Below are 22311 nucleotides of genomic sequence, written 5' to 3'. Positions count from 1 at the left end.
CCGTCAGAGGGTGTACGCTGCGTCGAACACCGCAAGCGCTGTTGCGCGTATACGTCAGTTCGTTCGACAAACTGATTTATGCAACAACGCCCAGTTGCAGGGGAAATCTGCAACTGGCGCGTAGACCTCAGCCAACGCGACGCTTGGCGGAGGCTCGGGTACGGGCCTCCGTTCCGAGAACCTTAAGAAACAAAAGTTTATGTTCAATAACAAGTCTCAATCGAGAAACGACGGACGTATCCGTGTCCTTTTCCACATCACGGATTTCAACGACGGCGGTATTGAATCTTCGCTGATCCAGTGGCTGAGGATTCTTGATCGAACCCGCTTCAAAGTCTCGCTGTCTGTGATGCACACGTCGCCGGCATGGGAAAATCGCTTTCGCGTGCTGATTCCGCCCGATGTGGACGTGGAGGTCCTTGTGGATCGTCCGTGGCTCAAGTATTTCCAGTCGAAGCGATACGAGCGGCGTCTCGGCAAATTGGGGCGTATCGCGCGTGACGTCCACAACACGTTGGCGGTTCGGCCGCATGTGGCAAAGCGGGCGGCGCAGCTTGCGCGTGACGTGGACGTTATCGTCGATTTCGACATGTCTTTGCGTCGGCTGTCCGGCCGCTTCGACGTTGCGTGGCTGGGCGTCAATCACTTCAGCTTCGACGCGCGTCTCGGCGGCAGGCCCCGCAAGATCCAGCGTCTGCTAACCCAGTACCGGCGCTATCACGGCGTTGCCGCGTTGAACCAACATATGGCTGACGAGGCGGTGCGGATTTTCGAGGGGAAGCTGGAGAGAGTAATTGTCTTGCCGAACGCCATCGATATCGAATCGATCCGCGAGCGCGCCTCAGCGTGCCACGACGACATTCAGTTGACACCCAATGGCGCACCCTACATCGTTTCCGTCGCGCGTCTCGATGAAGTACAGAAAGATCATCGAACGCTATTGCGCGCGTATGCCGAACTGGCGCGGCGAGGTACCGTTGAGGAGCACCTTGTTATCGTCGGAAACGGCGCATATCGCGAGGAACTGCAGAACCTCGCGCGCGAACTGGATGTACGTGAACGGGTGCATTTCGTGGGCCATCAGGACAATCCACACCCCATCGTGGCGCGCGCCTCGTTACTGGTCCTGAGTTCCAAATACGAAGGAATGCCGATGGTGTTGCTGGAAGCCTTGGCAATCGGCAAGGCAATTGTTGCGACCGATTGCCCAACCGGGCCGCGCGAGATTCTCGATGGTGGGAAAGCGGGCACTCTCGTGCCGGTGGGCGATATCCGTGCGATGGCAGATGCGATGGAACGGCTATTGACGGACATCGGGCCTCGTGAGGCATTGGCCGTTAAGGCTCGGACACGGGCGGACCATTACGGTATCGAGGAGAGCAATCGTAGGCTGCTGTCGTTTCTCGAGGCAGTGGGGGCAGCGTAGGTGACCTGGAGATTGAATGCTTATCCCGGTCCTGCTGGAAACTTCGGTGGGCTGCGTACCTGGTGTCAGCGTAGTCGACCCCGCGAATGCCCATTTTCAGGTTATATCTGCCCGCCCGTCCAGCGCACCGAGCGGCGTCTCAACCAGTAAGATCGGCAAACTGGTTGCGGCCAAAACTCAGTTTGCCGGTGTCGCGTTTATTTGTAGCGCAGGATCTTGTCCAGTTCGCCGGGATGTCTCTTCAGATATTGCGGGTACAGCAGCGTGCTGCCAGCCACGCTCAGGTGGTGATAGTCGTCGTACCGGTAGATCGGGAGTCCGTCAAAATCGAGCGTGCACTTTGTATCCGAACAAGGCACATCGTGCGTATGGACAATGTCGACCTGGGGGTACTGTGATCGCAGTTTCTCAAGCATGGCCGCAACAGGTGCATGTTCATCCGTCGCTCTCGACACGTTGAACTCACACGCCTGTTTGTGGATAGGGATAAACAGGTCGTTCTTGAAGTCGCAGTTGATCAGGTTCGTAGGGATCGTCGGTACGTCGTCCATCAGGATGACGTGCTTGCCGGCCTCGGTCAGCTTGCCGATCGTCGAAGCGAGTTCGGCGTCAAATTGATATGGCGTGAATCCGTGGCCATTCGGACCGGAATCGCGATTGACTGAGAGGTTTTGATAGTTTTGCCAGGCCGCCGCCATAAACACCGTTTTGATGTCGGGCCGTGACATTACGTATGACATGACCGCCTTGTCGTGCGCGACACATTTCAGGTGATCTTCCGTCAAGGTGGGATCGCCCGGAAGCGCGGGCTCACGCTCGATCGGTGGACACAGCGTCAGCGCGACGTCGTGAATCTGGAGATCGTATTGCTTGCCCAGTTGATCGAAGAAATAGATTAGGTGATAGGCATGCGAATCGCCCCACAAGATCGCTTTGTTCGTTGAGGCAGCCGCGCCGAGGTGACAGGCCGACTCCTCGGTGACGTCCACCTTGGACCAGCACACTTTACCCCGGGGCATATCGAACAACGCATCGCCTGACCAATGAACGTCGCTTCGGATCTTCGCGGGATACGCAAACAGGAAGCCATTCGTGAGCTTGCCGGTCGCCGCAAGTGCACCCGCGATCAAGAGCGGTGCGGCCAGCAGGTAAAGAATCGCCGATCGGGTCGAAAGCTTCGATTCGCGGACACGTTGCTCAAGATAGCGGTACGTCAGCCAGGAAAGGACATAGGTCCCACCGATTGCCAGCATGTAGTTTCGCGGCGTGGCGAGGTCGAGTCGACGCAGCGCAAAAAATACCGGCCAGTGCCACAGGTATAGCGGATAAGAGATTTTCCCGGTCAGCACCATCGCCCGGTTGCCTATCAACCCGTCGGCGACCCGCGAGTGCCGGCCCGCGGCGATGATGAGCATCGTGCCGCCGCAGGGGACGAGGGCGCCCATGCCGGGAAACTGCGAGGTCCGACTGACACCGAAAATGCCGGCGAGGACAATCGCTACGCCGACCAGCGTGAGCACGTCGAAAACAGCGGACCGCGAAACCTGCCGATTGACCTGGATCGTCGCAAGCCATGTGCCGAGCAGGAATTCGAAAGCGCGCAGGTGCGCGAAGTAATAGGTTGACGCCGCGCCATGCCGGAATGCAAGCACCGCCCAGACGAACGAAACGACCGTGACGAGCCAGAGCGACGGAACGATCCAGCTTCTGCGTTTCCGGTAGAGCAACGCGAGAAATATCGGAAGGCAAAGATAGAACTGCTCTTCGACGGATAGCGACCAGGTATGAAGCAGGGGCTGGTCCGACGCAGCCGCATCGAAATAGCCCGTTTGTTTCGATAAAAAGATATTCGATGTCATTGTCGCGACAGCGAGTATGTTTTTAGTGAGCTGAAAGCTGTCTTCGGGGAATGAAAACAGGATGCTGAAAACAAAAATCGCCGCGAGCATCACGTAAAGCGCGGGTGCGAGGCGCTTTGCGCGTCTCGCGTAAAAGTCAGCGAGCGAGAACGTGCCACGCGACAAGTCGCCGAGAATCGACGTTCCCACTACGAATCCGGAGATTGTAAAAAACACGTCGACCCCGATAAATCCACCGCTGAATCCGCTGAAGCCGGCATGACAGAAAATCACGGCAAACACGGCGATGGCCCGAAGACCGTCGATATACGGGCGGTAGCGCTGGGAGAAATGCTGTATTTGAATTGGCAGCGCTTGTCGCATAGCGGTAATTTTGCGTTGTTATACGTGCGTGCAAGAGACGCTTCTTACGAGTGGATTACGAATCACCTTAGACGATTCGCTCTAGGGTCGAGATGATAACTCGTGCACGGGATCGAACGTCCAGATCGCGCCCGAAAGCCGAACGCAGAGCCCATAAAGGCCTCGCGTATGCATAAAAATAAAATAAACAAACTTGCTCTAAACTACCTGCCGCCCCAGCCAGCCTAGTAGAGAGCAAGACACTAATGCCCATACCCCCAGCCGACCCCGCCGGCGACCCTAGCTTCAGTTTGCCAAAATACCCCGCATTCCAACGTTTCTGGTGTACCCGTATCCTCTCATCGCTGTCGTTCCAGATGCTCGCCGTGGCCATGGGTTGGCACATCTACGCACTCACGCATAGCGCCTTCGCACTGGGCCTCGTCGGCCTCGCCCAATTTCTGCCGATGTTCGTGCTGACGCTTGTAGTCGGTCACGTCGCCGACCGTTACGACCGTCGCCGGATTGCGGCCATCTGTCAAAGCCTCGAAAGCGTCGCTGCATTGCTATTTGCCTTCGGCACCTTCGGTGGCTGGATCAGCGCACCGATTATCTACGTTCTGGCCGCATGCGTGGGCGCAGCCCGCGCCTTCGAGTCGCCTGCGGTTGCATCGCTGTTGCCGGGCGTCGTGCCACGCGGGCAATTGCCCAAAGCGACGGCATGGGCCACCTCCGCGAATCAAACCGCCCAGATCGCAGGTCCAGCATTGGGCGGCCTGCTGTACGGGATCGGTCCGGGCGTGGCCTACCTCGCGTGCACGCTGTCGTTCGCGGCCGCTGCTGCCACTGTGTGGGCCATTCCGTTGCAGGCCAAGTTGGCGAGCCGCGCGCCGGTAACACTCGAGTCAGTGTTCTCGGGTATCGCTTTCATCCGCAAGGAGCCCGTGATACTTGGCGCACTATCGCTCGATCTGTTCGCCGTGCTGTTCGGTGGCGCGACAGCGCTGCTGCCGGTTTTTGCGCGCGATATCCTGCACACGGGGCCGCTCGGTCTCGGCCTGTTGCGCTCAGGCACCGCCATCGGCGCGCTTGCGGGCACCATCTGGCTCGCGCATTTCCCGCTACGCAACCGGCCCGGCGCTGCGATGTTCGGCGGCGTGATTGCGTTTGGTGCGGCGACTGTGGTCTTCGGTGTGTCGCATCAATTCTTCCTGTCGCTCTTCGCGCTCATGGTGCTGGGCGCATCGGACACCATCAGTGTGGTGGTGCGCCTGTCGCTCGTGCAACTGCGCACGCCGGACGAAATGCTGGGTCGTGTCAGCGCAGTCAATTCGCTTTTCATCGGGACGTCGAATCAACTGGGTGAATTCGAATCCGGTGTGACGGCAGGGTGGTGGGGCGCGCAACCGGCCGTGCTGGTGGGCGGCATCGCAACGATCGCCGTCGCGCTGCTGTGGATGCGATTTTTCCCGGAACTCAAGCACACACGCTCGCTGGAGCGGGAAGAGGCGTTGGCGCCAAGTCATTGATCGTGGCGCTGAAGGCCGAAGCCGCGCAGTTACACGCTACATCGCACGCATGAATTGACGCGTGCTTCGACCCGCTATGATGATGGCAACCTCACTCGGCCACCCTCATCATGCGGATCGCCCCTTTACCCCCGCTTCAATGTCTGATCGCATTCGAATCGGCCGTGCGCCATGCCAGCTTCACTAAAGCGGCCGTGGAACTGCATCTGACGCAAAGCGCGGTCAGCCGCCAGATCGCGCAACTCGAAGACTTCCTCGGCCGCTCGCTCTTCGTGCGCGAGCATCGCGCCCTACGGTTGACGATCGCAGGCGAACGTTACGCCAAGCATGTGCAGTGGCTCCTCGCCAATTGCTCGGAAGCGACGCTCGATGTAATGAAGCGATACGGCGACCTGGAGTTGACGATCGCGTGTTCGTCGGGCGTGGCGGTGTTGTGGCTTACGCCGCGCCTGGGTGCGTTTCGCGCGGCCCATCCGAACGTGAAGATCCGGATGATCGTGCGCGACGGGCTCGCATCGTTGTCGCCCGCGGAATTCGACGTGGGTATGTACTACATCAGGCAGCGTGCCGAGCCGCATTTCACCGCCCGCCGCATTTTCGACGAAGACGTGTACCCGGTATGTTCACCCGGATATCTCGCCGGCCGCGTGCTGGAGCCAGCCGATCTCGTGCATGAAACATTGCTGATGCAGGAAGACGGTCAGCGGCAATGGATGTCGTGGCCCGAATGGTTCCGTCTCAACAATGTGCAGATGCCTGCGTCTCCGCAGTCGGTCGTCGTCAATCATTATCCGCAACTCGTGCAGATGGCGATTCTAGGCCAGGGCGTCGTGCTCGGCTGGCGTCACATGATCGATGCGTGTCTGAACGAGGGGCTGCTGGTGCGCGCCACGCGAGCATCGGCGAGCCACGGTGGCGGGTACTACGTCGTATCGCCGAACGACCGCGCGGAGAACCAGGCGGCGCGCCTCTTTACGCGCTGGCTTTTCGAGCAGGCAGAGGCGCAGACAAGCGGGCAAACGGCTGGGCAAACACCCGCGGAGACGAGCAACGCGCCCGCAGCCTGACTGCATTTCGCATGCGCCACGCGCATGCGTGCATGCGAATCTTTCGTTTCGAAAACAAATCAGGTCTCTCTACGATCGGCTTTATGCATGCAAAGGCGCCGCTCGATTCCGACACGCCGCCTTGCTGGCAAACGCTCGCCGAACCCGTAGCCACGCAGCGGCTTCACGACTAGCCGCACAAGCAGCCTGATGAGGAAAGAGACCATGCAAGGAACGCTTTCATCCAACGTCGCGATATCCGTGGATTCGCTCGCGCAGCAGCGGCGCCGCGCCATTATCGCCACTGTGCTCGGTAACGGGCTCGAGTGGTTCGACTTCACCGTCTATAGTTTTTTCGCGGTGATCATCGCCAAGCTGTTCTTTCCGACCGGCAATGAACTCACCTCGTTGCTGCTTGCTGTCGCGACGTTCGGCGTGGGCTTTTTCATGCGGCCGGTGGGCGGCATGGTGCTCGGCGTGTACGCGGATAAAGTCGGACGAAAAGCGGCGCTCTCGCTGACCATTCTGCTGATGGCGGGCGGCACTGCGCTCATCGGTCTCGCGCCGACCTATGACCAGATCGGTCTGTGTGCGCCGGTGCTGATCGTGGTCGCCCGCTTGCTGCAAGGTTTTTCGGCCGGCGGTGAAATGGGCACCGCCACCGCGTTTCTTACCGAATATGCGCCGGCGGGCAAGCGCGCATTCTATTCGAGCTGGATTCAGTCGAGCATCGGCTTTGCCGTGCTGCTGGGCGCCGGGGTCGGCACCTTCGTGACGTCGAGTCTGAGCGCCGATGCGCTGCATTCGTGGGGCTGGAGAATGCCGTTCCTGATCGGCATTCTGATCGGACCGGTCGGTTATTTCATTCGTAGCCGCATGGACGAAACACCGGCGTTTAGCGCCGTAACGGAAGAGGCCAAAAGCGATTCGCCGCTGGCGGAAGTGTTCCGCCGCTTTCCGCGTGAGACGTTTGCGAGCTTTTCGATGGTGATTCTGTGGACGGTGTGCACTTACGTGCTGCTGTTCTATATGCCGACGTATTCGGTGCGCACGCTGCATCTGCCGCAATCGATGGGCTTTCGTGCCGGCATGTTCGGTGGCGTGATGATCATGTGTTTCTCGCCGGTGGTCGGCAAGCTCGCTGACCGCTTCGGCCGCCGCCGCTTCCTGTCCGGCGCAGCGGTATTGATCCTGCTGCTTGCATGGCCGATGTTCGCTTACATCAACCGTGCGCCTGGGCTCGCTTCGTTGATGGTGTTTCAGGGCGTGTTCGGCCTGCTGATCGCCACCTACACCGGTTCGATTCTCGCGGCTTTCTCCGAGCTGTTCCCGACCAAGGTGTTGTCGACGGGCCTCTCCGTTGCGTACAACTTCGCGGTGACGATTTTCGGTGGCTTCGCGCCGTTCTTCATCACGTGGCTGATTGCGTCGACGGGCAGCAATATGGCGCCCGCAATTTACGTGATGATCGCCGCGACCATCAGCCTCGTCGGCACGTTCTATGTGCGCGATCCGCACCGTAGCCACGCCTGAGAGGCAACGCGTCCGGCTAACAAAAGCCGGACGGATTCCTTTACCCAGTCAGGAAGATATCAATGAGCATTACGGTAATCAGCGGCGGTAACGTACTCGATCTGGCCCAGGGTGCGTTGCTTGAACATCATCACGTCGTGATCGAAAACGGCCGCATCGTCGAAGTCACCGATCGTCCTGTCGACCTGCCGAATGCACGCGTGATCGACGCACGCGGCAAGACGGTGATGCCCGGCCTGATCGATTGTCACGTGCACGTTCTGGCTTCACGCGCGAACCTCGGTGTGAATGCGACGCAGCCGAATATCCTCACCGCGATTCGCGCGCTGCCGATCCTGAAGGCGATGCTCGGCCGCGGCTTTACGACGGTGCGTGACGCGGGCGGCGCAGATTGGGGTTTGACGCAAGCGCTGGAGAGCGGGTTGATTCCGGGGCCGCGTATTTTCCCGTCCGGCAAGGCGTTGTCGCAAACCGGCGGTCACGGCGATTTCCGTCCGCGTGGTGACATACTCGAACCCTGTTCATGCGCCTTTCGTGCCGGGGCGATTGCGCGAGTGGTCGACGGTGTCGATGCGGTGCGGCTTGCCGTGCGTGAAGAGATTCAGAAGGGCGCGACGCAGATCAAGATCATGGCCTCCGGCGGCGTCGCTTCGCCGACCGATCCGATCAGCAACACGCAATACTCCGAGGACGAAATCCGCGCGATCGTCGCCGAAGCGGAGGCAGCCAACACGTACGTGATGGCGCACGCGTACACAGGCCGCGCGATTTCACGTGCGATTCGCTGTGGCGTGCGCACGATCGAGCACGGCAATCTGGTCGACGAAGCGGCCGCAAAACTGATGCGCGAGCACGGCGCATTCGTCGTGCCCACGCTGGTCACTTACGATGCGTTGGCCAAACACGGCGCCGATTACGGCTTACCCGCCGATTCGATTGCGAAGGTTGAGACCGTGCGGCAAGCGGGGCGCGACTCGCTGCAAATCTATGCAAATGCCGGTGTGCCGATGGGATTCGGTTCGGACCTGCTCGGCGAAATGCATACGTTCCAGAGCGACGAATTGCGCATCCGCGCCGAGGTGCTCGGCAATCTGGAAGCATTGCGTTCGGCCACCACGATCGCTGCCGAGATCGTCGATCGCAGCGGCAAGCTCGGTGTCATCAAAGCAGGGGCAATTGCCGACATACTGGTGGTCGACGGCAATCCGCTCAAGGATATCGGCGTGTTGACCGGGCAGGGCGAGCGCCTCGCGTATGTCTTGCAGCATGGCGAGGTGGTGAGCGAGCGGGGCACGGTCGCGTCGCGCTAATCGGAAGGTGCGTGTGCAGCGATCGGAGCGGGCCTCGGAAAATCTCTAAGCCTCCGCCGCGCTCACACGCAAGGCGGTCCATCGCACCGTCGCGAGAATCGATGCTGCAACGATCAACGCACCGCCGATCCATGCCGCCGTTGAAATCCGTTCACCTAACCAGACGCACGCAAACAGCGCGCCGAAGGCGGGTTCGCTGCCCATCAGCAACGACACGCGCGTTGGGCTACTGCGTTTGATCGCAAAGTTCTGTGCGAAGAAGGCGAACAACGTACAAGCGATCACCAGATAGCCGATGTAACCCCAGAACACGGCGTGCCCAGCAAGCGACGGCACCGGTTGCCACTGTTGCGGCACAAACAGCACCGACACCGCTGCGCTGCCAAATGCCACCACGCCCGACTGAACTGCCGTCACCGACAAAGGCGGCAACGCGGAGTCGCGCATCACGCGTTTAGTCACACACACGTTCAGCGCGCGCAGCAGTGCGGCGAGCAGAATCAGCGCGTCGCCGGGATTGAAACTCAGCGCGCCATCCCCCGCCAGCAGCCAGGCGCCGAACAACGAAAGCGCGACCGCCGCCCATTCAATGCGAGTCGGCCTGCGCTTGAGCAGCCACCATTCGACGAGCGGCGTCATCACCACGCACAGGCTGATCAGGAACGCCGCATTGGCCGCGCGCGTCAGCAGAATGCCGAAGGTTTCGCAGAGAAAGATACCGAGCAGCAACGCGCCCGCGATCAGCACACCGCGCAGCGTGCGGACATCGGCGGCGCGCAAATGACGCAAGGTGGGCGACAGGATCACGAAGGTGATGCCGAAGCGGATCGCGAGCAGACCTAGAACCGGATAGAACGCCAGGGCGCTTTTGACGACGCCGTAACTGGTGCCCCACACCACGGCGACCGCGAGCAGCATCAGATCGGAGAGCAGTAGCAGGCGTTCTTGTTTCGACATGGCGGACCTCGGGCAGATGAGCGCGTATTGTCGAACTTTGCTTGGAAGGCGATAATCGGGTCGCTGCGCATAGCATTTATGTTTCAAATGCATTAATCGGCTCAAACTCCACGAGCGCCCGACGATGAACCCAACCGATCTTTTTGCGTTGCTGCCGGACATGGCGGTTTTCGCGCGCGTCGTCGATGCCGGCAATTTTTCGGTCGCCGCACGTCAGCTCGGCAGTACGCCGTCCACGGTCAGCCGTCAGATCAAACGGCTCGAGGACGCATTGGCGACACGCCTGCTCGAACGGTCCACGCGCACGGTGCGGGTCACGGAATCCGGGGCGCAGGTGGCGCGTTTTTGCCGCGACATGGTGAGCGCCGCCTCGGGCGCGGTTGATGCCGCCGGGCAACTGGCCGCACGGCCGCAAGGCAAAGTGCGCGTGAGCGCGCCCACCGCGTTCGCTAAGACCGTGATTCATCCGCTGATTCCCGGCTTTCTGCGCGCCTACGATGAAGTCGACCTGCAACTGCTGTTCACCGACCACGACGTCGACCCGCTCGCCGACGATGTCGATCTGGTGATCCGTCTGACCGAGCATCCCCCACAAGGGCTCGCGGGACGCAGGCTTGGGGACGTGCGCTGGCTGCTGGGTGCATCGCCGGCATATTTGCGAAAGCACGGCACGCCGGCGCAACCGCGCGATCTCCTCAAGCACGATTGCATCTACCTCGGCGAAACCGCCGACGACAACCGCTGGCGCTTTCGCCGTGGCACGGAGACGCAAACTGTCGACGTGAAAGGGCGTTACATCGCCAATCATGCCGGCGCGCGACTCGAAGCCGCGCAGCAGGATTTCGGCATCGCGAACCTGCCTGAGTTTGCCGCCACCGATGCATTGCTCAGTGGCGAACTCGTGCGGGTGCTGCCTGACTGGAATCTCGAAGCGCGCGCTTACGTGGGGTCGGTGTGGCTGTTATATCCGCCGAACCGCTTCTTGCCGCCGAAGGTGAGGGCGCTGATCGACTATCTTGTCGAGCATATTCGCGAAGCGGCTTAAGCGGTGGTCCGCCGCGTCGTGCGAATCGCTTGCATGTCTTGGCCGACCAGCGGCGATTTGGATTGCGCGAAAGACGAACGTAGAATCGCTCGCTTCACCACGATTGATAACGATCGCGACGACGGACGCGATCAGGAGGAGAACGAACATGAGCTTGCGTGAAACCGGGCCGATTGCGGCGACTGTCTATCGCGGCGAAGCGATCGAGAACACACATATCGCCCATGTCGCCGTGGTTCAGGCCGACGGCCGCCTGCTGTACTCATTCGGTGATCCGTCGCGCATCACGCTGGCACGCTCCGCGGCAAAACCGGCACAAGCTTTGGCGGTAGTCGAGACTGGCGCACTCGAGCGGTTCGGTTTCGACGAAACGGATCTCGCACTCATGTGCGCGTCGCACAGCAGCGAGCCGCGCCACATCGAACGGACGAGGCAGATGCTGGCCAAGGCGCAGGTCAGCGAAGCCGATCTGCGTTGCGGAGGCCATCCCCCGCTGTCCGACGCCGTGTACATCGACTGGCTGAAGCGCGATTTCAAACCGGACGCGGTGTGCAGCAATTGTTCGGGCAAGCACGCCGGCATGCTGGCCGGGGCGCGTTCGATCGGCGCGGCGATACGGGGTTATGAACTGCCAGAGCATCCGCTACAGGTGCGCGTGAAGCATACCGTCGCCGAGGTATGCGACTTGCCGGACGACGCGGTGCAATGGTCGATTGACGGTTGCAATCTGCCGACGCCGGCGTTCGCTCTTGACCGACTCGCCCGACTGTTCGCGAAGCTCGCGGCTGCGGAGGACGAGGTTTCGGCTTCCTCTGCGGCTTCTTCGTCCATTGCTTCTTCCATTTCGCCACGCACCGTTGCGCTCGCACGCATCTATCGTGCGATGGCCGGGCATCCGGAGTGGGTGGCAGGTGAGGGGCGCTTCTGTACCGCCTTGATGCGGGCGTTCGATGGCACGCTGATCGGCAAGGTCGGCGCAGACGGCAGCTACGCAATCGGCGTGCGGGCTTCCCGGCAGACTGAGCGGCTTGGGGCCAACGGTGCACTCGGGATTGCGGTGAAGGTGGAGGACGGCAACATCAGCTTGCTGTACGCAATCGTTGCTGAACTGCTCGCGCGGCTTGATATCGGCAGCCCTGAGCAACGTGCGCAACTGGGCGCGTTTCACGCACCGCGGATGATCAACACCATGGGCATCGAAATCGGCCATCTGGCATTTTCGCTTGCGCTTGAAGCGCATTCACACCGCGAGGCGTGAAGGTGTGCGGAGTGCTGTGGCCGGTTACGCGTCGTCTTTCTTGAAGCGATCTTGTATGGCCAGCAGTTGATCGTCGCTGGTGGCTACGATCCACAGACGGGCGCGCTCGGCCATCAGGCGATTGTGATCTTTTAGCACGCCCATCGACACGGCCGTTTTCCACGCGACGGGTGCGGCGCGACTGGTTCTTCCTGACGGCGTGCCGACCAGCAATGCGTAGGGACCGAGGGGCAGCGAGACGAACGGCATGGCCGGCTTGACGCGCACGCGCCAGTCGATGAAGGGTGAATCGCTGAAGAGAAGCGGCGTGGGTAGACCGTGTAGCACGGTGAAGTCATAGAGCGCTAATTGTTCGCGCATGGGTGTGTAGACCCGGCGAATATCGTCGACGAGCGCCGCGCGGATTTCGTCGTCGAACATTGCTTCCTGCGTGTAGTGGTCGACTGCTTGCAGCGCGTCGTGCTGGTAGGCGCTGAAGATTGCCAGGTCGAGGCAATCGTGAACGGCGCGTTGGACTTCCGCGGCGGAGCCGGCTTCTTCAGGTTTGCCGAGTTGCGCGGCGCGGAGGAAGCGCGCGAGGGCAGCGTCCTGGGTTGCGGGGCCGGTGGCTAGCGGGTCGTCGGTGGTGTCTTTGTCGAGCGGGACGTAGAGGTATTTTTCTGCTGCGAAGCGGGATTTTTTGCCGTCATCGAAGCTGATTTCGCCGGTGGCGCAGTTGAGGTAGCGAGTGCCGATGTGGCCGTGTTCCCACACGAAGTTTTTCAGGAAGGGGCGCAGGGGGTGGAGTGGGTCAGGGTGTTGCATTTTTTTGTTGCACTCCGTGCGGGTTGGGGTTTGGGTATGGTCACATAGAAATTGGGGTTTATGGTTTTTTTCCCTGCGGGGTGCTTGTTGGCCGTGTTCTTAGGGCTTTGGCCTTTCCTTGATCTGGCTTTGGTGCCTTTCCTTGCATTGCTAGTGGTCTATTAGCGTTGCCCCTGTGCGGGGCGGCACCTACTTCTCTTTGCCGGCTGCAAAGAGAAGTAGGCAAGAGAAAGCAGCTCAAACCGCTACTACTAAGTGAGCACCGTGGTCTGCTGCGGGTAGTGGTGCATCTGGAATCCGTGTTCTCTCACATTCCGCGTGAGTGACAAAGGACTCATCAGCTCCCACTCCGCACTGCGTGCGTCGCGGACGGGTCTGCATGGGAAACCAGGGGCTTCGGTTGAGGTCTGTGGGGGCCGTCGGCTTCGCCTCGGCGAGGCGCCTTTGCACTCTCCGCGGAACCCCGCCTCAAATGATATGGCTGTGCGATAACGAGTCACGACCCGCTGGCGAGGCGTGAGCGCCAAAACGTAGCGATCGGTTTTATGAACGGCTCTTCGGCGCGCGCAGCGCCGCCGGAAGTATGACGCCCTTGTCACTGGCGTATGCAGGTGCACGAACCCAGATTCCAGATGCACCACTACCGTTTGCAAACCACGGGACCCGCTTAGCAGTAGCGGTTTGAGCCGCTTTCTTTTGCCTACTTCTCTTTGCGGCCTGCAAAGAAAAGTAGGTGCCGCCCCGCACAGGGGCAACGCTAATAGACCACTAGCAATTCAAGGAAAGGCCAAAGCCCTAAGAACACTGACAACAAGCGCCGCAAAAGGCAAACAACCCGCAAACCTTCAAACAACCCCCTCCGCCGCAGACGCCCCTAGTGCATTACGAATAGCATTAGCCAGCTCAGCGGCTGCAAACTTAGCCACATACCCATTCGCCCCGGCATTCTTCACATGCGCCTCATTGGCCGCACCCGTCAAAGAAGAATGAATAATCACCGGAATATCCCGAGTCCGCTCATCAGCCTTGATCTGACGGGTCAACATGAACCCGTCCATCTCCGGCATCTCGAGATCGGTCAACACCAGCGCGATACTGTCCTTCACCCGCGTACCATTAGCCTGCGCTTCACGCGCGACCTGCTGCAACGTATTCCATGCCTCCTCGCCAGTCTTGGTCATCACGTAGTCCGCGCCGATCGCGCTCAACGCCTGCTCGATCAGCTTGCGCGCAAAACCGGAATCGTCAGCGGCGAGAATCTTCGCGCCGGGGCGGATGCCAAGCGCCTCACCCACAGAGGTCGGGTCGACGCTCGGATGCTGTGACGGAAACACGTCGCGCAACACCTGCTCCACGTCGATCACCTGGGCGAGCCGCGAGTCGCCCGTGTTGCCGTCGATACGTGCAATGCTCGTCACCAGATTGCCACCGGCCGCGCCTTCAGCGGAGAGCACCTGATTCCACTCAAGCCGCACGATGTCGTCCACTTCCTCGACTGCAAAAGCCTGCGTCGAACGCGCGAATTCCGTCACCAGCAAAATGTTCAAGCCGCGCGTCGGCTCGCAGCCCATCAGGCGCGGCAAGTCGATCACGGGAATAATCTGGCCGCGAATGTCCACCGCGCCCATCACGAACGGCGAAGAACCCGCAATCGGCGTCACCGGCGGCATCGTCGAGATTTCACGCACCTTGAAGACGTTGATGCCGTAGAGCTCATGCGCGTCGCTGCCGGGAACCGAACCCAGCCGATACAGCAACAACTCGAATTTATTGGAACTCGTCAGATTGCTGCGTTCGTCGTTCGCGCGGTGATCTACTGCCATCGAATCTCTCCAGGGATTGCGGTGCGAGTGGTGCGCCATGCATACCGTTCGTTCGGCCCCGGCGCGTGCCCTACCTTTCTGTTATCGGCGCAGCAGCAGGAAAGTTCAGTGAATTCAGGCGGTTTGCCGATGCTTTCTGGTTAACCCCCGGCCGCTATTCAGGGCAGGAAGAGGCCGGCGGCTCTACAGCAAAAGCAGGAAATTCGTATGAAGGTTACCTAACGTTACAGAAGCGACAGCATGGTTTCACATGCTGGGTGATGCGCCTCCTAGAATGCACAGCGATAAGAGCGCGGCGCCGTTAGCCAGTCGCAAGCGACTTGCAAGGTATCAATGCAATCGCGTGCAATGGCCAAGGCGCACTCGCATCGCCGTCGTTTCGCTTCCACTCCAAGGAGAACGTATGATCCGCTTGCCTCTCGCCGCCATCACCAGTGCCTGCATGGCCAGCCTTATGGTCGTCGCTACCGCGGCCAGTGCTCAGACCGCGGCCGCGCCGGATGCCGTTCGCATTCATGCCGCCGACCAGGCCTTCATCACCGACGCCACCAAGGCTGTCTCCACGCAACGCGATGCCGCACGCATCGCCACTTCGCGCTCCACCGACCGGGACGTGAAGGCATTCGCAGAACGCGTGTCGAACGACAACGCGAAAATCTCCGACGCGCTGCGCGCCGCCAGCCCGCGTGGCGTCGACGTGCCGAAGAACGATCCGGACCCGGCGGTGCTCGCGAGCATCAATAACCTGCGCGGCGCCGACTTCGACAAGACCTACATCGAGCAGGTCGCACTCGCCGGCGAACAGAAAGCGCTGTCGGCCTTCCAGGCGGAAATCGCTTCGGGCCGCGACGAACAACTGAAGGACGCAGCGAAAAAGGCGCTGCCGACCATCCAGGAGCACTACGCGATGGCTCAGGAGCTCGCCAAGCGTAAGCATCTGACTGCCCAGTAAGCCGGACACTAGACACACCCGGCACAGTCCACGCATCAAGGCGCGCGTCACGTTGCGGCGTGACGCGCGCCACCAGGCGGCATAGAAAAACGCCTCAAAAGAACGCTTAAAAATACGTCTAAAAAAGACGCCTCCAAAACCGCCTCCAAAACCAGCAGCCCTCCCTCTCGCTCGCGCGCATCCAAGGCCGCTTGCACACAGCAGTCCAAACGCGTTCTTTTCGGCGATAATCGGCTTCGTTCTTTCAGGCCTGACCCGCGTGGCTTCCGCCGCGACTCAGGAAGCTTGAAAGCGGTTTCCCGATTCCACACGCATTCCATCAAAGCTCACCTCATGAGCAAGCCTGCCAATCTCCCGCAACAGTTGGACCATATGCTTCGCCAAGCCGTCGCGCTTCAGCAGAACGGCGCATTCGCCGAGGCCGAAGAACTCTACCGTGAGATTCTCGAACTCAAGCCACGCCATTTCGAGGCGCTGCAATTGTTGGGCTCGCTCGCGCTGCAGGCGGGTCGTGTCGAGGAGGGCATCGAGTTCCTCAACAAGGCGCTCGCCATCAATGCCAAACAGGCGCCCATCCATTCGAATCTCGCCTATGCGCTCAATGCCTTGCAACGTTTCGACGAAGCACTCGTGAGCGCCAATCGCGCGATCGCATTGCAATCGAAATTCCCGGACGCACTGAACAATCGCGGCAACGCGCAAGCCGGCCTGAACTTGCCGCTCGAAGCGCTCAGCAGCTTTGACCGCGCAATTGCCTTGATGCCGGATTTCGCGCAAGCCTGGAACAATCGCGCCTGCGTGCTGCGCGATCTGGGCCGTCCCGCCGATGCTCTCGCAAGCTGCGATCACGCGCTCGCATTGCAGCCGACCTACCCCGACGCGTGGAGCAATCGCGGTAATGCGCTCAGCGATCTGAATCAGGCGGACGAGGCGCGGCAAAGCTATCAGCGCGCGCTCGAACTCGCGCCTGCATTTGCCGATGCCTGGAACAACCTTGGCCTGACCCAGGTCGATCTCGGTGAGCACGCGCAAGCGTTGCAGAGCTACGAACGCGCACTGGCCGTCAATCCCGTCGCTGCCGAGACGCATTGGAACCAGTCGTTGTGTCTGCTGCAACTGGGGCAGCTAGAAGCGGGATGGAAGGAATACGAATGGCGCTGGGAGCGTAGCCGGATCAAAGCAGGCAGGCGCACCTTTGCGCAACCGCTTTGGCTGGGCGATTTTTCGATCGACGGTAAAACGATTCTGCTTCACGCCGAGCAGGGTCTCGGCGACACGCTGCAGTTTTGCCGGTATGCCGGGATGGTGTCGAAGCTCGGCGCGAAAGTCGTGCTGGAAGTGCCGGGTGAGTTGATACGGCTAATGTCCACGCTCGACGGAGTGGATCAATTGATCGACGCGGGCGAGGCACTACCGCCGTTCGATTGTCACTGCCCATTGCTGAGTCTGCCGCTCGCGTTCAGGACCGATCTCGCGAGCATTCCGTCAAAGACGCCTTATCTGTTCGCCGACCCGCAAGCAACGCGTGAATGGCACGAACGTATCGCTGCACAAGCAGAAGGGCGCCTGAAAGTCGGACTCGTGTGGGCTGGCGGAAACCGGCCGCATGTCGCCGAACTCCGCAAGAACGACGCGCGCCGTTCGATTACGTTCGAGCGGCTCGCACCGATTCTTGATGTGCCGAACGTGCAGTTCTTCAGTCTGCAAAAGGGACCGTCTGCGCTTCAGTTGCCGCGCAACGATTCACACCCTAACGTCATTGACTACACTGAAGAGCTCGAGGACTTCGCTGACACGGCCGCGCTGGTGGCGAACCTCGACATGGTGATATCGGTGGACACCTCAACCGCGCATCTGGCCGGAGCGCTGGACAAGCCGGTATGGATTCTGAACCGCTTCGACACCTGCTGGCGCTGGATGCTGGAACGCACCGATACACCGTGGTATGCGCAAGCGAGATTGTTCCGGCAGCCGACATTGGGCGATTGGGGCAGCGTGATTCGAAGCGCGCGTGACGCGTTGGCCGGGTTCGGCGGCACGTTTGCCGAGACGCGCGTAGACTGAACGTCCGTTTATGGACGGCTAGGACACGGAGAATCATCAATGGAATACAGACATCTGGGTGCATCTGGTTTCAAGGTGCCGGTACTGAGTTTCGGCACGGGCACATTCGGCGGCAAGGGCGAATTTTTCCAGGCGTGGGGCGCCACCGACGTTGCTGAGGCGCGTCGCTTGCTCGACATCTGTTTCGATGCGGGCGTCACGATGTTCGACAGTGCCGACATCTATTCGAGCGGCGCTTCCGAGTCGGTGCTCGGCGAAGCGCTCAAGGGCAAGCGCGATAAAGCGATCATTTCGACCAAAGCGACTTTCCGTTTCGACGACGGTCCGAACAATGTCGGCTCATCGCGCTTTCATCTGATTCAGGCGGTGGACGCAGCGCTCAAACGTCTGCAAACCGATTACATCGATCTGTTCCAGTTGCACGGTTTCGACGCGAAGACGCCTATCGCCGAAGTCATGTCGACGCTCGACGATCTCGTGCGCGCCGGCAAGATCCGCTACACCGGCGTGTCGAATTTTTCCGGCTGGCATCTGATGAAATCGCAGGACACCGCTGATCGTTACGGCTATCCGCGCTATGTCGCGAATCAGACTTACTATTCGCTGATCGGTCGCGATTACGAGTGGGAGTTGATGCCGCTCGGCGTCGATCAAGGCGTGGGTGCGGTGGTGTGGAGTCCGCTCGGTTGGGGACGTCTCACCGGCAAGATCAAGCGCGGTCAGCCGTTGCCGGAAACGAGCCGTCTGCACAAAACCTCTGACATGGGGCCGCCGGTGCCGGAGGAGTACCTGTTCCGCGTGCTCGATGCAATCGACGAGGTTGCGGCCGAAACCGGCAAGACCGTGCCGCAAATCGCGCTGAACTGGCTGCTGCAGCGGCCTACTGTATCGACAGTGCTGATCGGTGCGCGTAACGAAGAACAGTTGCGGCAGAACCTTGGCGCGGTGGGTTGGAATCTGACACCCGACCAGGTGGCGAAACTCGACGCTGCCAGCGCTGTACGTCCCGCGTATCCGTACTGGCATCAGGAAGGATTTGCCGAGCGTAATCCGAAGGCGGTTTAAGCACGCGTCTTTGGCTTTTTCACGGTGTAACCACGCGCTCCGGCTCGACGGCTATTTAATGAGTTCTGCCGGAGCGGCGAACAGTTCGCTGTAATAGCGGCGACTGAGGTTGTTGTCGCGCATCGCAAGCGTCGCTCGCCGCTCTGATCCATCACGCCGTCATAACGTGCATACGCAGCAGCGCGTTTGGCATCGGCTGGTTTGCCGGCGCTAGGGAAGTGTGCGGTGCCGCGAGTGAACGCGCCCGGCACCACGATCGAGGTTTCGATACCGAAGCGCGCGATTTCGTAGGCGAGGGTGACCGCCAGAGAGTCCATCGCCGCCTTGGCCGCACCGTAAGGGCCGAGGAAGGGAGGAAAACCGCCCTTGGTCGTCGTGCTGCTGATCCACAACATCAAGCCCGCTTCCTGCTGGCGCAGATACGGCAGCACCGCACGGTTCACGCGCTGCGCGCCGAACAGGTTGGTGTCGAACACCTTCACCATTTCTTCGGGTGTGAACGCTTCTGTCGGGCCGACCACCAGATGTCCCGCGTTCTGCATCACCACGTCGAGCCGTCCTTGCTCTCGGACGATCGTCGCGGCGGCGGCATCGGCGGATTCTTGCGACAACACGTCGAGTTCGAGCGGATGCAACTGGATGTCCTTCGCTTGGGCGAGCGCCCGCATTTCGTCGGCACGCGGCTTGTTGCGTCCTTCGACATCGCGCATCGTCGCGTAGACGATATGGCCGGCTTCGGCCAAGGATTGCGCGGTGAGCTTGCCGATGCCCGTACCCGCACCCGTCACCAGAATGACGTTCTTCTGCATTTTTCTTCTCCGATTCGATGAAAGTGATGCGACGTAAAGGTGCTGTCAGAGAGGCGCTTTACGTGTTTTCAAGCTGGATTAAGTGGGTTAGGCCACGCCGCCGTTGGCGCGCAGGATCTGGCCATTGACCCAGCCTGCATCCGGGCCGGCGAGGAAGGACACTATCGAGGCGATGTCGTCCGGCTGGCCGAGGCGTTGCAGCGGCGGCATCTTCGCGAAGGTCTGGATCTGTTCTTCGGTCTTGCCGTCGAGGAACAGCGAGGTCGCGATCGGGCCTGGCGCCACCGCGTTGACGGTGATGTTGCGGCCGCGCAGTTCCTTGGCGAACACATGCGTGAAGGCTTCGACGGCGGCCTTGGTGCCGTTGTAGATCGCGTAGCCCGGCATGTTCAGCGCCAGCGTCGTGCTCGAAAAGTTGACGATGCGTCCGCCGTTGTTCATCCGTGCGGCCGCTTCGCGCAGCGTGTTGAAGGTGCCGCGCACGTTGATGTCGAAGGTCTGATCGTACAGCGCGTCGCTGGTGTCGGCGAGCGGCACTGTCTTCAGCACGCCGGCGTTGTTGACCAGCACGTCCACTTTGCCGAGTTGCTGTTCGGTGGTTTCGAACATGCGACGCACGTCGTCGGCGTTCGACACATCGGCCTTCACTGCGATGGCCTTGGTGCCTGCCGCCGTGAGTTCCGCGACCAGCGCATCGGCTTCCGACGAGCTCGATGCATAGTTGACGGCAACCGCAAAGCCGTCCTTGGCGAGGCGTTGTGCAACCGCTGCGCCGATGCCACGGGATGCGCCGGTAACGATGGCGACTTGTGCGTTCTTGATCGTGTTCATGATTCGTTTCCTTCTGTGTGGTGAGTTGGTGAAACGAATCATGGTCGCTTTCGTGGCAGAGATAATTGGGTTAAAATTGCGATAATAATTCCATTTACTTCAATAATTGACCGACGAACGGCCGGATCGCCGGCCAGGCACAAAGGCATCAACCATGGATCGTTTCGAGGAAATGCGGGTGTTCATCCGGATCGCCGAGCGGCAAAGCTTTACGCGCGCTTCGGACGATCTGCAGATTCCGCGCGCCACCGTCACCAACCTGATGAAGCGCATGGAGCAGCGGCTCGGCGCGCGGCTTCTCGAACGCACCACGCGCTCGGTCCGCCTCACGCATGACGGCGAGGCGTACTACCGGCGCTGCGTGCGGCTGATTGCCGATATGGAGGAGGCGGAGGGCTCGTTTTCCAACATCGCGCCGAAGGGCCTATTGCGCGTGAATCTGCAGGGCACCTTGGCCCGGCACTTCGTCGTGCCGGCGCTGCCGGCGTTTCTCGCGCGGTTTCCCGACATTGAGTTGACGATCGGCGAGGACGACCGGCTGGTCGATCTGGTGCGGGAGGGGATCGATTGCGTGTTGCGGGCGGGCAATCTGCAGGATTCGTCGATGGTGGGGCGGCGCGTGGCGCAGTTACCGCAAGTGACAGTGGCGAGTCCGACTTATCTGGAGGCGTATGGCGAGCCGGCCGATCCGGCGGCTTTGTCTACGCATCGGGCGGTCAATTATCTGTCCAGCGCGACCGGCAAGCCGGTGCCGCTCGAATTCAGAATCGACGGCCGGGATACCGCCACGTACCTGCCGTCGACGGTATCGGTGACCGGCGCCGATCTCTACACAGGCTCGGCGGTGGCCGGGCTCGGCATCGTGCAAGTGCCGCAATACCGTGTGGCGAGTGAACTGGCGTCGGGTCGGCTGAAGATCATTCTCGCGGACTTTCCGCCGCCGCCGATGCCGGTTTCGGTGCTGTATCCGCAGAATCGCCAGTTGTCGTCGCGGGTGCGGGTGTTTGCGCAATGGTTGCGCGATATTTTCGAGGCGGCGGGGGCGCAGACGGGTTCACCGTAAACGTGTGAGTTCAGCGCGTGCGCGCGGCGATTGGCATATGGTCCGAGCAGTCCGTGCTTTTGCGTAAGCCGCGCTGCGTATCGTGGGATCATACGGGGCGTGCTGAGCGATATTGCATTTTGCACGGGATGGAATAACAGGAGCAGGGCGATGATCGATGGACTGGTGGGCGGGCGCTTGTACGGCGAGGCGCAGATCCGCACGGGGCAGAATGGTAAGCGCTTTGTGACCTGCAAGGTCCGCGCGACCACCAATGACGGCGATACGATTTTCGTCAACGTGATTGCGTTTGATGATGATGTGCAGACTGCGTTGCTTGCTCTGTCTGACGCAGATAGTGTCGCGTTGAGTGGCGCGTTGACGCCGAAGGTTTGGACTGACAAGAATGGGTTGATTAAGCCTGCTGTGGATATGGTTGCACATAAGGTGCTTGTGGGGTATTTGCGGGAAGGGTAATGGTTTTTTTGTTGCCTGCGCGGCGCTTCTTGTCCGTGTTCCTGGGGCTTTGGCCTTTCCTTGAATTGTTAGTGGTCTATTAGTGTTGCCCCTGTGCGGGGCGGCACCTACTTCTCTTTGCCGGCTGCAAAGAGAAGTA

At 60.5% G+C, this 22311-nt stretch carries 18 protein-coding genes; 12 read left to right on the top strand and 6 right to left on the bottom strand.

The window, feature by feature from the left end:
* The first annotated feature begins 199 nt into the window (after positions 1–199).
* The gene (locus M0D64_RS36775) at positions 200–1426 is read left to right on the top strand and encodes a glycosyltransferase (protein WP_266261331.1); all 1227 of its coding nucleotides are present in this window, start codon (positions 200–202) and stop codon (positions 1424–1426) included.
* Between the two features lie 197 nt (positions 1427–1623).
* On the opposite strand, the gene M0D64_RS36770 is transcribed toward M0D64_RS36775, so the two are convergent.
* A complete protein-coding gene (locus tag M0D64_RS36770; protein ID WP_266261330.1) occupies positions 1624–3648 on the bottom strand; it encodes an acyltransferase family protein in 2025 nt (674 codons plus the stop codon).
* 245 nt (positions 3649–3893) lie between these two features.
* Here M0D64_RS36770 and M0D64_RS36765 point away from each other — a divergent pair, with 245 nt between their 5' ends.
* The 4 genes from M0D64_RS36765 to M0D64_RS36750 all read left to right on the top strand — a co-directional run bounded on the left by M0D64_RS36765 (position 3894) and on the right by M0D64_RS36750 (position 9045).
* Positions 3894–5156 (top strand): MFS transporter, encoded by a 1263-nt coding sequence (locus M0D64_RS36765; protein WP_266261329.1) that lies wholly within the window; start codon positions 3894–3896, stop codon positions 5154–5156.
* A 110-nt stretch (positions 5157–5266) separates the two neighbouring features.
* The gene (locus tag M0D64_RS36760) at positions 5267–6223 is read left to right on the top strand and encodes a LysR substrate-binding domain-containing protein (protein ID WP_154565550.1); all 957 of its coding nucleotides are present in this window, start codon (positions 5267–5269) and stop codon (positions 6221–6223) included.
* A 204-nt stretch (positions 6224–6427) separates the two neighbouring features.
* The gene (locus M0D64_RS36755) at positions 6428–7735 is read left to right on the top strand and encodes an MFS transporter (RefSeq protein WP_266261328.1); all 1308 of its coding nucleotides are present in this window, start codon (positions 6428–6430) and stop codon (positions 7733–7735) included.
* 62 nt (positions 7736–7797) lie between these two features.
* A complete protein-coding gene (locus M0D64_RS36750) occupies positions 7798–9045 on the top strand; it encodes an amidohydrolase family protein (protein ID WP_266261327.1) in 1248 nt (415 codons plus the stop codon).
* A 45-nt stretch (positions 9046–9090) separates the two neighbouring features.
* Here M0D64_RS36750 and M0D64_RS36745 read toward each other — a convergent pair whose 3' ends face one another.
* Entirely contained in the window at positions 9091–10002 is a 912-nt protein-coding gene (locus M0D64_RS36745) for a DMT family transporter (protein ID WP_266261326.1), read from the bottom strand.
* A 124-nt stretch (positions 10003–10126) separates the two neighbouring features.
* Between M0D64_RS36745 and M0D64_RS36740 the strand changes: the two genes are divergently transcribed.
* Both M0D64_RS36740 and M0D64_RS36735 read left to right on the top strand, forming a co-directional pair.
* On the top strand, positions 10127–11047 hold the full coding sequence (locus M0D64_RS36740; RefSeq protein WP_266261325.1) for a LysR family transcriptional regulator: 921 nt from the start codon (positions 10127–10129) through the stop codon (positions 11045–11047).
* A 148-nt stretch (positions 11048–11195) separates the two neighbouring features.
* On the top strand, positions 11196–12305 hold the full coding sequence (locus M0D64_RS36735) for an asparaginase (RefSeq protein ID WP_266261324.1): 1110 nt from the start codon (positions 11196–11198) through the stop codon (positions 12303–12305).
* A 24-nt stretch (positions 12306–12329) separates the two neighbouring features.
* On the opposite strand, the gene M0D64_RS36730 is transcribed toward M0D64_RS36735, so the two are convergent.
* On the bottom strand, positions 12330–13109 hold the full coding sequence (locus tag M0D64_RS36730) for a hypothetical protein (RefSeq protein ID WP_266261323.1): 780 nt from the start codon (positions 13107–13109) through the stop codon (positions 12330–12332).
* A gap of 845 nt (positions 13110–13954) precedes the next feature.
* Positions 13955–14932: a chemotaxis protein gene (locus M0D64_RS36725; protein ID WP_266261322.1), complete on the bottom strand. Its 978-nt coding sequence runs from the start codon at positions 14930–14932 to the stop codon at positions 13955–13957.
* A 403-nt stretch (positions 14933–15335) separates the two neighbouring features.
* Between M0D64_RS36725 and M0D64_RS36720 the strand changes: the two genes are divergently transcribed.
* The 3 genes from M0D64_RS36720 (at position 15336) to M0D64_RS36710 (ending at position 19013) form a co-directional block, all read left to right on the top strand.
* Positions 15336–15884, top strand: a complete 549-nt coding sequence (locus M0D64_RS36720; protein ID WP_266241387.1) for a DUF4142 domain-containing protein — start codon at positions 15336–15338, stop codon at positions 15882–15884.
* 333 nt (positions 15885–16217) lie between these two features.
* Positions 16218–17948 (top strand): tetratricopeptide repeat-containing glycosyltransferase family protein, encoded by a 1731-nt coding sequence (locus M0D64_RS36715; RefSeq protein ID WP_266261321.1) that lies wholly within the window; start codon positions 16218–16220, stop codon positions 17946–17948.
* 39 nt (positions 17949–17987) lie between these two features.
* Positions 17988–19013 carry an aldo/keto reductase gene (locus M0D64_RS36710; protein ID WP_266261320.1) on the top strand — a complete coding sequence of 342 codons (1026 nt, stop codon included), beginning with the start codon at positions 17988–17990 and terminating at the stop codon, positions 19011–19013.
* Here the strand turns inward: M0D64_RS36710 and M0D64_RS36705 are convergent.
* Both M0D64_RS36705 and M0D64_RS36700 read right to left on the bottom strand, forming a co-directional pair.
* Positions 19010–19822: an SDR family NAD(P)-dependent oxidoreductase gene (locus M0D64_RS36705; protein WP_266261319.1), complete on the bottom strand. Its 813-nt coding sequence runs from the start codon at positions 19820–19822 to the stop codon at positions 19010–19012. The two genes, M0D64_RS36710 and M0D64_RS36705, sit on opposite strands and share 4 nt — an antisense overlap.
* 87 nt (positions 19823–19909) lie before the next feature.
* Complete coding sequence (locus M0D64_RS36700; protein ID WP_266261318.1) at positions 19910–20653, bottom strand: SDR family oxidoreductase; 744 nt, start codon at positions 20651–20653, stop codon at positions 19910–19912.
* Between the two features lie 154 nt (positions 20654–20807).
* On the opposite strand from M0D64_RS36700, the gene M0D64_RS36695 reads away from it, so the two are divergent.
* On the top strand, positions 20808–21716 hold the full coding sequence (locus tag M0D64_RS36695; protein WP_266261317.1) for a LysR family transcriptional regulator: 909 nt from the start codon (positions 20808–20810) through the stop codon (positions 21714–21716).
* 150 nt (positions 21717–21866) lie between these two features.
* On the top strand, positions 21867–22172 hold the full coding sequence (locus M0D64_RS36690; protein WP_154567610.1) for a single-stranded DNA-binding protein: 306 nt from the start codon (positions 21867–21869) through the stop codon (positions 22170–22172).
* The last annotated feature ends 139 nt before the right edge of the window (positions 22173–22311 follow it).

This window comes from Paraburkholderia sp. WS6 (assembly GCF_030464835.1).
GTDB lineage: Bacteria > Pseudomonadota > Gammaproteobacteria > Burkholderiales > Burkholderiaceae > Paraburkholderia > Paraburkholderia madseniana.
Note: the sequence above shows the minus strand (reverse complement) of the source record. Positions and strands in the feature narration are given on the sequence as shown.

What these genes read in the sequence shown, in the direction of transcription:
- M0D64_RS36700 (WP_266261318.1), bottom strand. Translation starts at nt 20,653, where the DNA reads ATGAACACGATCAAGAACGCACAAGTCGCCATCGTTACCGGCGCATCC.
- M0D64_RS36710 (WP_266261320.1), top strand. Translation starts at nt 17,988, where the DNA reads ATGGAATACAGACATCTGGGTGCATCTGGTTTCAAGGTGCCGGTACTG.
- M0D64_RS36750 (WP_266261327.1), top strand. Translation starts at nt 7,798, where the DNA reads ATGAGCATTACGGTAATCAGCGGCGGTAACGTACTCGATCTGGCCCAG.
- M0D64_RS36715 (WP_266261321.1), top strand. Translation starts at nt 16,218, where the DNA reads ATGAGCAAGCCTGCCAATCTCCCGCAACAGTTGGACCATATGCTTCGC.
- M0D64_RS36760 (WP_154565550.1), top strand. Translation starts at nt 5,267, where the DNA reads ATGCGGATCGCCCCTTTACCCCCGCTTCAATGTCTGATCGCATTCGAA.
- M0D64_RS36740 (WP_266261325.1), top strand. Translation starts at nt 10,127, where the DNA reads ATGAACCCAACCGATCTTTTTGCGTTGCTGCCGGACATGGCGGTTTTC.
- M0D64_RS36775 (WP_266261331.1), top strand. Translation starts at nt 200, where the DNA reads ATGTTCAATAACAAGTCTCAATCGAGAAACGACGGACGTATCCGTGTC.
- M0D64_RS36720 (WP_266241387.1), top strand. Translation starts at nt 15,336, where the DNA reads ATGATCCGCTTGCCTCTCGCCGCCATCACCAGTGCCTGCATGGCCAGC.
- M0D64_RS36735 (WP_266261324.1), top strand. Translation starts at nt 11,196, where the DNA reads ATGAGCTTGCGTGAAACCGGGCCGATTGCGGCGACTGTCTATCGCGGC.
- M0D64_RS36765 (WP_266261329.1), top strand. Translation starts at nt 3,894, where the DNA reads ATGCCCATACCCCCAGCCGACCCCGCCGGCGACCCTAGCTTCAGTTTG.
- M0D64_RS36725 (WP_266261322.1), bottom strand. Translation starts at nt 14,932, where the DNA reads ATGGCAGTAGATCACCGCGCGAACGACGAACGCAGCAATCTGACGAGT.
- M0D64_RS36695 (WP_266261317.1), top strand. Translation starts at nt 20,808, where the DNA reads ATGGATCGTTTCGAGGAAATGCGGGTGTTCATCCGGATCGCCGAGCGG.
- M0D64_RS36705 (WP_266261319.1), bottom strand. Translation starts at nt 19,822, where the DNA reads ATGCAGAAGAACGTCATTCTGGTGACGGGTGCGGGTACGGGCATCGGC.
- M0D64_RS36755 (WP_266261328.1), top strand. Translation starts at nt 6,428, where the DNA reads ATGCAAGGAACGCTTTCATCCAACGTCGCGATATCCGTGGATTCGCTC.
- M0D64_RS36745 (WP_266261326.1), bottom strand. Translation starts at nt 10,002, where the DNA reads ATGTCGAAACAAGAACGCCTGCTACTGCTCTCCGATCTGATGCTGCTC.
- M0D64_RS36730 (WP_266261323.1), bottom strand. Translation starts at nt 13,109, where the DNA reads ATGCAACACCCTGACCCACTCCACCCCCTGCGCCCCTTCCTGAAAAAC.
- M0D64_RS36690 (WP_154567610.1), top strand. Translation starts at nt 21,867, where the DNA reads ATGATCGATGGACTGGTGGGCGGGCGCTTGTACGGCGAGGCGCAGATC.
- M0D64_RS36770 (WP_266261330.1), bottom strand. Translation starts at nt 3,648, where the DNA reads ATGCGACAAGCGCTGCCAATTCAAATACAGCATTTCTCCCAGCGCTAC.